Raw genomic sequence first — 12,089 nt, forward strand, 5'->3', positions numbered from 1 at the left:
ACGGAGAGCGGGAAGCCCAGGAGCAGGTAGCGGGTGTCGATGCCGATGCGGCGCAGGAGGGATCTCATGGAGCCAACGCTACGAGCCCCCGGCGGATCCGATCGACCCTGCGGGCAGGCATCCCGGGGTAGGGCTGGCCCTACCCTCCCCGGTGGGGTGATCTTGACTCGAAGAGGCCCGTAGCCGTCACTGCGCCGCCCGGGGTCGCCGCGACAGTCTCGGATCACTGCCCCCGTGAGGAATCGAGACGACCGATGGCCACCGTCCTGACCCGCCCCGCTCCGGCCGGAGCCCGCGCGCCGCTCGCCCGGCCCTCCGCACCGCCCCCGCCGTCCGGGTCCTGCGCCCCGCCGCTCGCGCCGCCCGGCCGGGACGTGTTCATCGACGTCCTGCGCCTGTTCGGCATCGCACTGGTGGTGCTCCAGCACTGGAGCATGCCGGTGCTCTCCTTCGCCGGCGGTGAGATCACCACCGGCAACGCGCTGGCGTCGGGGAACGCGTGGGTCGTCACGTGGATCAGCCAGGTGATGCCGCTGGTGTTCTTCGCCGGGGGCGCCGCCAACGCGATCAGCCGGCGCGGCGCGGTCCGGCGCGGCACCGCGGGCCCGGTCTGGCTCGCGGCCCGGCTGCGCCGCCTGGCCTGGCCGGTGCTGCCGCTGGCGGCGGTCTGGCTCCCCCTGCCCCACCTGCTGCTCGCGCTCGGCCTGCCCGAGCAGCCGGTGGTCACGGCCGCGCGCCTGGCCGGCCAGCTCCTGTGGTTCCTGGCGATCTACCTCGTGGCGGTGGCGGCGACGCCGCTGATGCTCAGGCTCAACGCGGCGTACGGCCTGCGCGTGCCCGCGGCGCTGGCGGCGGGGGCCGTCGCGGTCGACGTGGTCCGTTTCACCAGCGGCCTGGAGGTCGTGGGGTTCGTGAACATCGGCCTGGTCTGGCTGGCCGTGCACCAGCTCGGCTTCCTCTACGCCGACGGCCGCCTGCGCCGCCCGTGGGCCATGGCCGCGGCGGGGTACGGCCTGGCCGCGCTGCTGGTGGCGTTCGGCCCCTACCCGGGCAGCATGATCGGCATGCCGGGGGCCGCGGTGTCCAACATGGCGCCGCCCACGGTCGCGCTGCTGGCGGTCGGGATCGGGCAGATCGGGCTGGCGGCGGCGCTGCGCGGGCAGATCACCGCCTTCGCCGCGTGGCCCGGGGTGGCGCGGGTGCTCGGCTGGGCCGGGCCGAGGATGATGACGGTCTACCTGTGGCACATGAGCGCGCTGTTCGCGGTCACCGCGATCGTCGTGGTCGGGCTGGGCGTGTCCACCCCGGAGCCGGGGGGCGCGGCCTGGCTCTCGGGCTGGCCGCACTGGCTCGTCGTGCTCGCTGTGGTCATGGGGCCGCTGCTGCGGGTCTTCGCCCGGTTCGAGGAGCCGCCGGCCGCGGCGCCGTACCGGGGCGGGGCGGTCAGGATCGCGGTGGCGGCGGCGCTGGCCGGTGCGGGGCTGCTCACCCTCACGCTGTTCGGCTTCGTCCCCGGCCCGGCGCCCGTGCTCGGCGCGGCCGCGCTCGGCGCGGGCCTGCTGCTGACCCGCTCGGCCCGCCGGTAGGGCACCGCCTCGGGAGGCCGGACCACCCCGGCGGTTCGACAACCGCCGGTTGTTCGGCAGGATGGGAACCGTGAGCCTTGTAGACCGCCTGCCAGAAGAGATCGACGCCGATCCCGACGCCATCTTCGACGCCTTCGTCGAGTGGAACACCGAGCGGGGGCTCACCCTCTATCCGGCGCAGGAGGAGGCCCTCATCGAGGTCGTCTCCGGCAACAACCTGATCCTGGCCACCCCGACGGGATCGGGCAAGAGCCTGGTCGCCGCGGGCGCGCACTTCACCGCGCTCACCCGGGACGTGCGGACCTTCTACACCGCGCCGATCAAGGCGCTGGTCTCGGAGAAGTTCTTCGACCTGTGCGAGGTCTTCGGCACCGAGAACGTCGGCATGATGACCGGCGACGCGAGCGTGAACCCCGGCGCGCCGATCATCTGCTGCACCGCGGAGATCCTCGCCAACGTCGCGCTGCGCGACGGCGCGGCGGCCGACATCGGCCAGGTCGTGATGGACGAGTTCCACTTCTACGCCGAGCCGGACCGGGGCTGGGCCTGGCAGGTGCCGCTGCTGGAGCTGCCGGACGTGCAGTTCGTCCTGATGTCGGCGACCCTCGGCGACGTGAGCATGTTCGAGGAGGACCTGACCCGGCGGACCGGCCGTCCCACCTCGGTGGTCAAGCACGCCGAACGCCCGGTCCCGCTGGTCTACTCCTACCGGATGACGCCGCTGCACGAGACGCTGGAGGAGATGCTCTCCACCAACCAGTACCCGGTCTACGTGGTGCACTTCACCCAGGCCGCCGCCATGGAGCGGGCGCAGTCGCTGATGAGCATCAACATGTGCTCGAAGGCCGAGAAGGAGGCCATCGCCGCGCTGATCGGCAACTTCCGGTTCACCACGAACTTCGGCCGGGCCCTGTCCCGGCTGGTGCGGCACGGCATCGGCGTGCACCACGCCGGGATGCTGCCGAAGTACCGCCGCCTGGTGGAGCGGCTGGCCCAGGCCGGGCTGCTGAAGGTCATCTGCGGGACCGACACCCTCGGCGTCGGCGTCAACGTGCCGATCCGCACGGTGCTGTTCACCGCGCTGAGCAAGTACGACGGCAGCAAGGTCCGGCGGCTGCGCGCCCGGGAGTTCCACCAGATCGCCGGGCGGGCGGGCCGGGCCGGCTTCGACACCATCGGCTACGTCGCCTGCCAGGCGCCCGAGTACGTCATCGAGAACGAGAAGGCCCTGGCCAAGATCGGCGACGACCCGAAGCGGCGGCGCGGCTACGCCCGCAAGAAGCCGCCGGAGGGCTTCGTCGGCTGGAGCGAGGAGACCTTCGCCAAGCTCCAGGAGGCCGAGCCCGAGCCGCTGGCCTCCCGCTTCAAGGTCAGCAACGCCATGCTGCTGGCGGTCATCAACCGGCCGGGCGACTGCTTCGCCGCGATGAAGCACCTGCTGACCGACAACCACGAGGACCGCAAGTGGCAGCGGCGGCACATCAGCCAGGCCATCGCGATCTACCGCTCGCTGCTGGCGGGCGGCGTGGTGGAGCAGCTCGCCGAGCCCGACGAGCAGGGGCGCAGGGCCCGCCTCACCATCGACCTGCAGGAGGACTTCGCGCTCAACCAGGCGCTGTCGACGTTCGCGCTGGCCGCCTTCGAGCTGCTGGACCGGGAGTCTCCGACGTACGCCCTGGACATGGTCTCGATCGTCGAGTCCATCCTGGACGACCCGCGCCAGATCCTGGCCGCCCAGCTGAAGCGGGCGCGGGGTGAGGCGGTCGCGGAGATGAAGGCCGACGGGATCGAGTACGAGGAGCGGATGGAGCTCCTGGCCGAGATCACGCATCCGATGCCCCTGGCCGACCTGCTGCTCGGCGCCTACGAGACCTACCGGCGCGGCCACCCGTGGGTGGCCGACTACACGGTGAGCCCCAAGAGCGTCATCCGCGACATGTACGAGCAGGCGATGACCTTCACCGAGTACGTCGCCCACTACGAGCTGGCCCGCTCCGAGGGCACCGTGCTGCGCTACCTCGCCGACGCCTACCGCACGCTGGCGCGGACCATCCCCGAGCACCTGAAGACCGAGGACCTGGTCGACCTGATCGAGTGGCTGGGCGAGCTGGTCCGCCAGGTCGACTCCAGCCTGATCGACGAGTGGGAGAAGCTGGCCAACCCGTCCCTGCTGCCCGAGGCCGAGCAGGAGATCGAGACCAAGCCCCGCCCGGTCACCGGCAACCCGCGGGCCTTCCGGGTGCTGGTCCGCAACGCCATGTTCCGCCTGGTCGAGCTGGTCGCCCTGGAGAAGGAGGAGGAGCTGGCCGGGCTCGCCCCCGACGTCGACTGGCCGGCCGCGCTGGACGCCTACTACGCCGACCACGACGAGGTCGGCACCGGTCCGGACGCCCGCGGCCCGGCTCTGCTCCGGATCGAGGAGGAGAAGGAGCTGTGGAAGGTCCGCCAGGTCATCGCCGACCCGGCGGGCGACGGCGACTGGGGCATCGACGCCCAGGTCGACCTGGCCGCCTCCGACGAGGAGGGGCGCGCCGTCCTGCACGTCGTCGGGCTCAACCGGCTGTGAGATCCCACAGGCGAGATCCCACCGGCGAGATGCCCTGGTGAGACTCCGTCCGCCGGAGCTCACCGATGGGATTCCCGATGGCGGGAGGACGGGGAAGCCGAAAGGATGCGGTCCATGAGCGATGAGGCGATCAGGCAGGTTCTCGGCCTGCTCTATCAGGACGACACGTTGCGGGTGCTGTCGGCGCTGGCGCTGGAGCGCGGGCCCGAGGAGTCGGGGCTGGACCAGGACGCGATGCTGCTGGCGCTGAACCGGCTGGAGCGCGGCGGGCTGGCCGTACAGGACGGAGAGGGCGGGTGGCGGCTGCGGCGGGAGCGCTTCCGCGAGCTGCTGCACGCCTCCGCCCCGCCGCCCGAACCCGTCTCCGCCGAGGAGAAGGTGCTGCGGGCCTTCCTCGTGGACGGGCGGCTGCGGGCCATCCCCACCAAGCGCGACAAGCAGCTCATCGTGCTGAACTACATCGCCCAGGTCTTCGAGCCGGGCGTGCGCTACCCGGAGAAGGCCGTCAACGTGGCGCTGCGCGCCTTCCACGACGACTACGCGGCGCTCCGCCGATACCTGGTGGACGACGGCATGCTGACCCGCGAGAACAACGTCTACTGGCGCAGCGGCGGCTCCGTCGTCACCTGAGGCCGAGGCGGGGCGGTCGCCGGAGGGCCCGGGAGCCCCGGCCTCCGGCCGCCTCCGGTGCGGCCCCGCCCGTCCGGGCTCAGCCGTAGTACGTCGCGGCGCCGTCGTGGAGCGGGACCGGTTCGGTCATGGGCGCCTTCTCACGGGTGATGCTCTTGGCCGAGGGGTGGACCCGCTCCAGCTCGGCCTTGCGGTCGAAGAGCAGCCTGGCCAGGCTCTCCGCGAGCGCCGGGTCCATCGTCTCGTTCACCACGAGCAGGTTGGGGACCACGATCGTGGGGATGTCGCCCGGGGTGGAGTAGACGTCCTTGCCGATCGTGCCCTGGGCGTAGACCTGGCCGTGCTCGGCCTGCATCGCCGGCAGCGAGGCGTCGAGCGGGACGAAGGCGACCTTCTCCTTCATGCTGGTGAACAGATCGGTGATGCCCGGGGTGGGCAGGCCGCCCGACCAGACCAGGGCGTCCAGGTTCCCGTCCTTCATGCCCTGCACGCTCTCCGGCAGGCCCAGGGACTGGCGGGTGACGTCCTTGTCGGGGTCGAGTCCCGCCGCCTTCAGCAGCCGCAGCGCGATGACCTCGGTGCCGGAGTTCGGCGAGCCGGTGGAGACCCGCTTGCCCTTGAGGTCGGCGACGGACGTGACGTTCGCCTCGGTGGTGGCGACCACCTGGGTGGAGTTGTCGTACAGCCGGGCGATGGCGCGGATCGGCTGCGGCGAGGTGAAGGAGCCTTTGCCCGCGACCGCGTCGGCGGCGGAGTCGGCGAGGGTGAAGGCGATGTCGGAGTCGCCCTTGACGACGCGCTGGATGTTCTCCACCGAGGCTCCGGTCGCCTCGGCCGTCGCCTGGTAGCCGGGGAGGTTCTTGCCGATCTGGTCGGCCAGGCCGCCGCCGAGGACGTAGTAGACGCCGGTGGTGTTGCCGGTGGCGATCGACAGGCGCTTTCCCCCGCCGGTCGTCCGGTCGGCGGCCTGTTCGGCGGACCTGTCGCCGCCGCAGGCGCTGAGGAGCAGCGTTCCGGCGGCCAGCAGGACGGTGAGACGTCTCATCGGTCGGGCCTCTCGTTCTCGCGGGACGGACTTTCGGCAGGGGTGCGCGCGGAGGGCTCCCCCGGGGACGGGTCCTCCCGGGGCGTGTTCTCCGGGGACGTGTTCTCCGGGGGCCCGCGGCGGGAGAGCCTCCGCAGCGCCAGGTGGAGCGCGGTCGCCAGGGCCAGCACGCCGGCCCCGGCCAGCACGGGGACGGGCGACAGGAACAGCAGCAGGACGGCGGCCACCCCGCACAGCGCCCGCACGGGCGCCCCGGCCGGGCCCGCGAGCCAGCCGCCGGTGGCGGCGGCCAGCGCGGCCACGGCGAGCGCCGACACCGCCGCGGCGAGCAGGACCTCCCCCACCGGCCCCTGGGCGAGCAGGCCCGCTCCGCCGGGCGTCAGCACGAAGGCGAACGGCACCAGGAAGGCCGGGAGCGTGTACTTCCAGGTGGCCAGCATGGTCCGGTAGGCGTTGCCGCCGGTGACGGCCGAGGCGGCGAAGGCCGACAGCGCCGTCGGCGGGCTGACCTCCGACAGCACCGCGTAGTAGAAGATGAACATGTACGCCTCGGCGGGGGCGACGCCGAGGTCCTTCAGCGCGGGCGCGATGATGACCGCCGCGATCACGAACGACGCGGTCACCGGTACGGCGAGGCCGAGCAGGAGCACCGCCAGCGCGCACATCAGCGCGGTGACCGCGAGCACCCCGCCCGAGACGCCGACGATCAGCGAACTGGCCTTGAGCCCGAGCCCGGTGAGCGTGACGACGGCGACGATCATCCCGGCGGCGGCGCAGGTGACCGCGACCGGCAGCACGCCCAGCGCCCCCTCGGCCAGGGAGCGGGCCGCCCTGCGGGGAGTGAGCCGGTGCCCGGCGTCGAGGAAGGAGAGCGCGAACGCCAGGATCGTGGCGTACACCACCGCGCGGAACGGCGACTGGCCGAGCGCCATCAGCACCACGATGACGAACAGCGAGCTGAAGTGGTAGCCGAACCGCCGCAGCAGCGGCCACAGGCGCGGCGCGTCGACCTCGACGGCGCGCGTGCCGTACCGGCGGGCGTCGATCTCGATCGCCAGGAAGACGCCCAGGTAGTACAGGAGCGTGGGGATCAGCGCGTAGACCAGCACCGTCAGGTAACCGACCTGCAGGTACTCGGCGATGATGAACGCCGCCGCGCCCAGCGTGGGCGGGGAGAGGATCGCCCCGATGCCCGCCGCGGCGAGCACTCCCCCGCCCTGCTCGCGCGGGTAGCCCGCCCGGCGCAGGATCGGCCAGGCGACGCTGCCGACGCTCACGGTCGTCGCGACGCCGGAGCCGCTGACCGTGCCGAGCAGGAACCCTGCCAGGGTCACCGTACGGCCCGGCGCGGCCCGCGAGCGCCGGAACGCGGCCAGGGAGACGTCCACGAAGAACTTTCCCGCGCCGGAGTGGTCGAGGACGGCCCCGTAGATCGTGAACAGGATGATGTAGGTCGCCGCGACGTCCAGTGGCACGCCGTACACGCCGTCGGTGCCCATGGTGAACGAGACGATGATCCGGTCGATGTCGTAGCCGCGGTGCCCGATCGGCCAGTCGAAGGGCAGGTAGCCGCCGTAGTAGGCGTAGGCGAGGAAGGCCAGGCAGACCGCGGGCAGGATCCAGCCGACGGTCCGCCGGCACGCCTCCAGGACCAGCAGGCAGATGACCGCACCGGCGGCCGTGTCCAGGACGGTGGGGTCGAACGTGCGCCGGATGAAGTCGTCGAAGACCACCACCGGGTAGCCGCAGGCCGCCAGGGAGAGCGCGGCCAGCGCCCAGTCCGCCGCGCCCGGCCGGTCGCCGCCGCGCCGCCGGGGCTTGTAGCAGACGAAGACGAGCGGGAGCACGACCGCGAGGAACACCATCCGGTACGGCAGGACGGACCCCGGCAAGAACGTCTGCCACAGCACGTAGAGGGACAGGCCCAGCGCGAGGACGATGACGGCCCGCGAGAGCACGCCGGGCAGGAGCCGTGCGGGCCGCTCGGCGTCGAGTTCCGCGATGAGCGCCTCAGGCGAGGGCGATGATGGCGGTGGTGCCGCTGTGCTGCCCGTCAAACGCCGCTCCCGGGTGAGCCGCCGTGCCGTTGACGGCAAGCTACCCAGAGAGCTGACGCCGGTCCGTCAGAACGAGATCACATTATGATCACGTTGGGTGCCCTCCGGCCGCCCGCGTCAGCCGCCGGAGGTGTCGAGCTCGGCGTCCGCGCACGGCACGGCGAGGTCGTAGGGGTCGTCCAGCCAGCCGGCGGGCAGGTGCACCCGGTCGCGCGCGTGGGTCTTGCCGCGCGGCGCGTCCACGCCGTCCGGCCAGGGCTGCGCGGGGTCGAGCTCCGCCAGTCCCGCGCGCAGCTCGCCGAGGGTGCCGGAGGTGGCCAGGCGGCGGCGCAGGTCGGCGCCGACGGTGAAGCCCTTGAGGTACCAGCCGACGTGCTTGCGGAAGTCGGCCACGGCGTGCGGCTCGCTGCCGAAGCACTCGGCCAGCAGCGCGGCGTGCCGGTCCATGGTCGCGGCGACCTCGCCCAGCGCCGGCCGTACCCGCTCGGCGCTCCCGTCGCACGCGGCGGCCAGGTCGCGGAAGAGCCACGGGCGGCCCAGGCAGCCCCGGCCCACCACGACCCCGTCGCACCCGGTCGCCTCCATCATCCGCAACGCGTCGTCGGCGCTCCAGATGTCGCCGTTGCCGAGCACCGGGATCTCGGTGACCGCCTCCTTCAGCCGGGCGATCGCCTCCCAGTCGGCCGTCCCGCCGTAGTGCTGGACGGCGGTGCGGCCGTGCAGCGCGACCGCGGCGACGCCCTCCTCCACGGCGATCCGCCCGGCGTCCAGGTAGGTCAGGTGGTCGTCGTCGATGCCCTTGCGCATCTTCATGGTCACCGGGAGCGTCCCGGCGTTGCGCACCGCCTCGCGCAGGATGGCGCGCAGCAGGTTCCGCTTGTACGGCAGCGCGGAGCCACCCCCGCGCCGGGTCACCTTGGGCACCGGGCAGCCGAAGTTGAGGTCGACGTGGTCGGCCAGGTCCTCCTCGGCGACCATCCGCACGGCCCGGCCGACCGTCACCGGATCGACCCCGTAGAGCTGGATGCTCCGGGGCCTCTCCTGGGGCTCGAAGCGGATCATCTTGAGCGTCTTGGCGTTGCGCTCCACCAGCGCCCGCGTCGTGATCATCTCGCAGACGAACAATCCGCCGCCCTGCTCCCGGCAGAGCGTGCGGAACGGCGCGTTGGTGATCCCCGCCATGGGCGCGAGGACGACCGGCGGCCAGACCTCCAGCGAACCCAGCTTCAACGACTCCACCTCGTGTTTCTACCGCACGGGACCCGGTGAGACGAACCGGGTCCCCGTGCGGCGGGGCCGGGCCGGCCGGACGCCCGGTTACGCACCTACCCGGAAAACCCGCTAGAGTTCTCTCGTCGCCGCGGGAACGGAAAAGATCCCGGCAGGCGCGCGGAAGTGGCTCAGTGGTAGAGCATCACCTTGCCAAGGTGAGGGTCGCGGGTTCGAATCCCGTCTTCCGCTCTGGTTCACCCGAGGACGATTAGCTCAGCGGGAGAGCGCTTCCCTGACACGGAAGAGGTCACAGGTTCAATCCCTGTATCGTCCACCATCGAAACCCCCAGGCCTGCCGCCTGGGGGTTTCTCTGTTCCTCAGACACAGGGAGCAGGCCGACCCCGGCCGGGAGCATTCCCCTCCCCCTCGCCTGCGCCCCTCTCCGAGCGACGACCTCGGCATGCTCTCCGTCACCGGTTCCGGCCACCGTGAAGGCGGAGCATCCGCCGAAGAGGGCACGGCGAGCCGCCCCGGGACATCGGGCCCGGCGATCCCGGAACCCGAAACTGGAACACGAGTTCGCTAAAACGCCGCACCGGATGAGTACAGAGAGTACGGTATCCATCACCCTCCGGCGCACTCCGAACAGAAACGAGATCCCGTGTCCCCCGGCCACCAACACGAGATGCCCCTGGAGATGGTCCGCCGCCGCCCCATCTTCGCTCTCGAACTCCTCGCCCTGGGCCTGCGCGCCACCGCCGACGGCTACCACGACGCCCGCCTCGAATCGGTCGAGCTCAACGAACGCCTCCCCGCCGAGTACCTCGCCGACTCCGTCATCTCCCTGCAAGGACCCGACGGCGACCGCCGGTTCCTCATCGTGGAAGTCCAGCGCGCCTGGGATTCCCGCAAGGTCTGGTCCTGGGCCGCCTACGTCGGCGGCCTCATGGGCCGCCACCGCTGCGCCGTCATCCTCATCGTCATCTGCCTCAGCAGAACCATCGCCGCCCGCTACAACCAGCCCATCCAGCCCCCCGACTCCTGCATGCTGCTGTGCCCCATCGTCATCGGCCCCGACCAACTCCCCCTGCCCCGCGACACCGCCGACGTGCTGGCCTCCCCCGAAGTCGCCGTCCTGGCCGCCCTCACCCATCCCGACGACCTCGACACCGTCACCACCGTCGGCACCGCCCTGGCCGATGTCCCCGACGACCGCGGCTCCGTCTACTACGATTATCTGCACGGGCAGCTCCCTGAGCCGGTCCGCGCGCACCTGGAGGAGATCATGACCACCATGACGCCCGAAACCGAGAGCCCCTTCGAACGGCTCCTGCGCAAACGCGAAGCCCTCGCCGAAGCTCGCGCCGAAGCTCGCTTCGAGGCTCGCGCCAAGGCAGAACTGGCGGGGATGGTGCTCGCCGTCCTGGAGGCCCGTGGGCTGAAGCCGGGCCCCGACCAGCGCGAGCGGATCACCGCCTGCACCGACTCCGCCCTGCTGACCACCTGGGCGACCCGCGCGGCCACCGTCACCGACGTGACCGAGGTGTTCCAGGACCACTGAGGACCGCTCCGTGCCGCGGTCGCCCCGAGTTCACCGAGTGGTGGACGGTACCCCGGCGTAGGACCGTGCACGGCCGGTCCCCGCACGCCTGCTCCCGTCCGGGACCGTTCCGGACGGGCGGGTGCGCCGTTGGACCCGCCCGTCCGGCCGGTGGCTCAGTCTGCGACGTAGCCGATCGACCGGACGTCGTAGCCGGTGGCCTTCGACCCGCGGACGTGCATGAACATGGCGCCGCCCTCGTAGGACCAGGCGCACGAGTGGCCCTTGGGCTCCGGCGAGCAGCCCTGGAAGAAGTAGGGCACGCCCTTCGGGTCGAACCTCACCCGGAACAGTCTGTTCACGGCGGCCGGGCGGGCGGCCTCCAGGCCCTGGTTGCGGTCGTTCTTCTTCCACGCCGAGAACAGGTGCTTGGCCGCGGCGGACGGGGTGGTGAAGTGGCGGGATCCGTAGACCTTCGTCACCTTCGACCCGGACACGATCATCAGGACGCCGTCGAGCCCGCCCGGCACGTTCACGCTCGTGTGCACGAACCGGCAGGCGTTCCCGGAGCATCCGGCGAACTCGTCCGGAGCACGGTAGGCGTAGGCGAACATGGAGTTCACCGCGGACGGCGTCGCCACCCGGGCGGCGGCGCGGCGGTCCCCGCGCACCCACGCGCCGAACAGCTTCTCGGCCGGCGTCGCAGGGGCTGCGGAGACCGGGGCCTGGGCCGGGGCGACCGCCTGGGCAGCAGCCGGAACGGACGGGAGCATCAGCGTGGCGCCCGCCGCGACCGCGGCGCCACCGAGAACAAGTCGTCTGGACACATCCGCACGGTAGAACCGGCGGCTTGCACCCGGGTTACCCCGGGCTTGCAGCGCCCGGTCCGCCGGGGCTCAGTGGCCAGGCGGCCGGGGGCGGGCGTTGCGCAGGCGGATGCCGCTCCACTCCAGGGTGCTGGCGGTCACCGCGTCCCAGAACTCCCACAGGTTGTCCAGGAGCCTCAGCTGGATCCCGGCCTCCCGGTGCAACTCCGGCAGGCTGCCGACCGGTTCGGGCGGGCCGAGGGGCTCGACGGGCTCGGTGGCGACCATCGCGTTCGGGACCGGCTCCCCGAACGGGGTGAACTTCTCCGCGGGCAGGCGGTAGCCGTACAGGCGGACGGTCAGGAACGCCTCCAGCCAGCCGTACTCGATGGCGTGGACCCGCCGCCCGCAGCCGGGGCCGACGATCCGCTCCCGGTCGGCCCGGGTCGTGCCCGGCGCGGTCCAGGCCATGGCGCGCGGGCACTGGCGGGGGAACCAGTAGTCGGGGCAGCGGTCGGCGTCCACCGCCCACACGTACGCCTCCGGTTGCTGCGCGGTGGGTGCCACGTGCGGGACGAACCGGGTGATCCGCGGGTCCTCGGAGAAGTGCAGTACCTGACCGGGCTCGGGTCGCATGGTGTCCTGT

At 72.1% G+C, this 12,089-nt stretch carries 9 protein-coding genes and 2 tRNA genes; 6 read left to right on the forward strand and 5 right to left on the reverse strand.

Annotated features, from left to right (window positions below; all coding sequences use genetic code 11):
* Positions 1-254 precede the first annotated feature (254 nt).
* From FHS22_RS33855 to FHS22_RS33865, 3 genes are all read left to right on the forward strand, one after another.
* Positions 255-1,586 carry an acyltransferase family protein gene (locus FHS22_RS33855; protein WP_221474461.1) on the forward strand — a complete coding sequence of 444 codons (1,332 nt, stop codon included), beginning with the start codon at positions 255-257 and terminating at the stop codon, positions 1,584-1,586.
* 61 nt (positions 1,587-1,647) lie between these two features.
* Positions 1,648-4,152 carry a DEAD/DEAH box helicase gene (locus FHS22_RS33860; RefSeq protein ID WP_184948284.1) on the forward strand — a complete coding sequence of 835 codons (2,505 nt, stop codon included), beginning with the start codon at positions 1,648-1,650 and terminating at the stop codon, positions 4,150-4,152.
* A 114-nt stretch (positions 4,153-4,266) separates the two neighbouring features.
* Complete coding sequence (locus FHS22_RS33865) at positions 4,267-4,782, forward strand: DUF2087 domain-containing protein (RefSeq protein WP_184948285.1); 516 nt, start codon at positions 4,267-4,269, stop codon at positions 4,780-4,782.
* Between the two features lie 79 nt (positions 4,783-4,861).
* On the opposite strand, the gene FHS22_RS33870 is transcribed toward FHS22_RS33865, so the two are convergent.
* The 3 genes from FHS22_RS33870 to dusB form a co-directional block, all read right to left on the reverse strand.
* Entirely contained in the window at positions 4,862-5,827 is a 966-nt protein-coding gene (locus tag FHS22_RS33870; RefSeq protein WP_184948286.1) for a TAXI family TRAP transporter solute-binding subunit, read from the reverse strand.
* The gene (locus FHS22_RS33875; RefSeq protein WP_184948287.1) at positions 5,824-7,884 is read right to left on the reverse strand and encodes a TRAP transporter permease; all 2,061 of its coding nucleotides are present in this window, start codon (positions 7,882-7,884) and stop codon (positions 5,824-5,826) included. The genes FHS22_RS33870 and FHS22_RS33875 overlap by 4 nt, the downstream gene beginning before the upstream one ends.
* 117 nt (positions 7,885-8,001) lie before the next feature.
* Positions 8,002-9,123 (reverse strand): tRNA dihydrouridine synthase DusB, encoded by a 1,122-nt coding sequence (gene dusB / locus FHS22_RS33880; RefSeq protein ID WP_184948288.1) that lies wholly within the window; start codon positions 9,121-9,123, stop codon positions 8,002-8,004.
* A 150-nt stretch (positions 9,124-9,273) separates the two neighbouring features.
* On the opposite strand from dusB, the gene FHS22_RS33885 reads away from it, so the two are divergent.
* The 3 genes from FHS22_RS33885 (at position 9,274) to FHS22_RS33895 (ending at position 10,658) form a co-directional block, all read left to right on the forward strand.
* A tRNA-Gly gene (locus FHS22_RS33885) sits at positions 9,274-9,345 on the forward strand.
* A gap of 13 nt (positions 9,346-9,358) precedes the next feature.
* Positions 9,359-9,433 (forward strand) — tRNA-Val (locus FHS22_RS33890).
* Positions 9,434-9,782: 349 nt separating this feature from the next.
* Entirely contained in the window at positions 9,783-10,658 is an 876-nt protein-coding gene (locus tag FHS22_RS33895) for a hypothetical protein (protein WP_184948289.1), read from the forward strand.
* A 155-nt stretch (positions 10,659-10,813) separates the two neighbouring features.
* Here the strand turns inward: FHS22_RS33895 and FHS22_RS33900 are convergent, their stop codons facing one another.
* Positions 10,814-11,464 (reverse strand): hypothetical protein, encoded by a 651-nt coding sequence (locus FHS22_RS33900; protein ID WP_184948290.1) that lies wholly within the window; start codon positions 11,462-11,464, stop codon positions 10,814-10,816.
* A gap of 69 nt (positions 11,465-11,533) precedes the next feature.
* Positions 11,534-12,079: a DUF6886 family protein gene (locus tag FHS22_RS33905; RefSeq protein ID WP_184948291.1), complete on the reverse strand. Its 546-nt coding sequence runs from the start codon at positions 12,077-12,079 to the stop codon at positions 11,534-11,536.
* Between the last annotated feature and the right edge of the window lie 10 nt (positions 12,080-12,089).

This window comes from Thiemannella venezuelensis (assembly GCF_014203605.1).
GTDB classification, from domain to species: Bacteria; Actinomycetota; Actinomycetes; order Streptosporangiales; family Streptosporangiaceae; genus Planomonospora_A; species Planomonospora_A venezuelensis.

What these genes read in the sequence shown, in the direction of transcription:
- FHS22_RS33870 (WP_184948286.1), bottom strand. Translation starts at nt 5,827, where the DNA reads ATGAGACGTCTCACCGTCCTGCTGGCCGCCGGAACGCTGCTCCTCAGC.
- FHS22_RS33905 (WP_184948291.1), bottom strand. Translation starts at nt 12,079, where the DNA reads ATGCGACCCGAGCCCGGTCAGGTACTGCACTTCTCCGAGGACCCGCGG.
- FHS22_RS33895 (WP_184948289.1), top strand. Translation starts at nt 9,783, where the DNA reads ATGCCCCTGGAGATGGTCCGCCGCCGCCCCATCTTCGCTCTCGAACTC.
- FHS22_RS33860 (WP_184948284.1), top strand. Translation starts at nt 1,648, where the DNA reads ATGGGAACCGTGAGCCTTGTAGACCGCCTGCCAGAAGAGATCGACGCC.
- FHS22_RS33865 (WP_184948285.1), top strand. Translation starts at nt 4,267, where the DNA reads ATGAGCGATGAGGCGATCAGGCAGGTTCTCGGCCTGCTCTATCAGGAC.
- FHS22_RS33855 (WP_221474461.1), top strand. Translation starts at nt 255, where the DNA reads ATGGCCACCGTCCTGACCCGCCCCGCTCCGGCCGGAGCCCGCGCGCCG.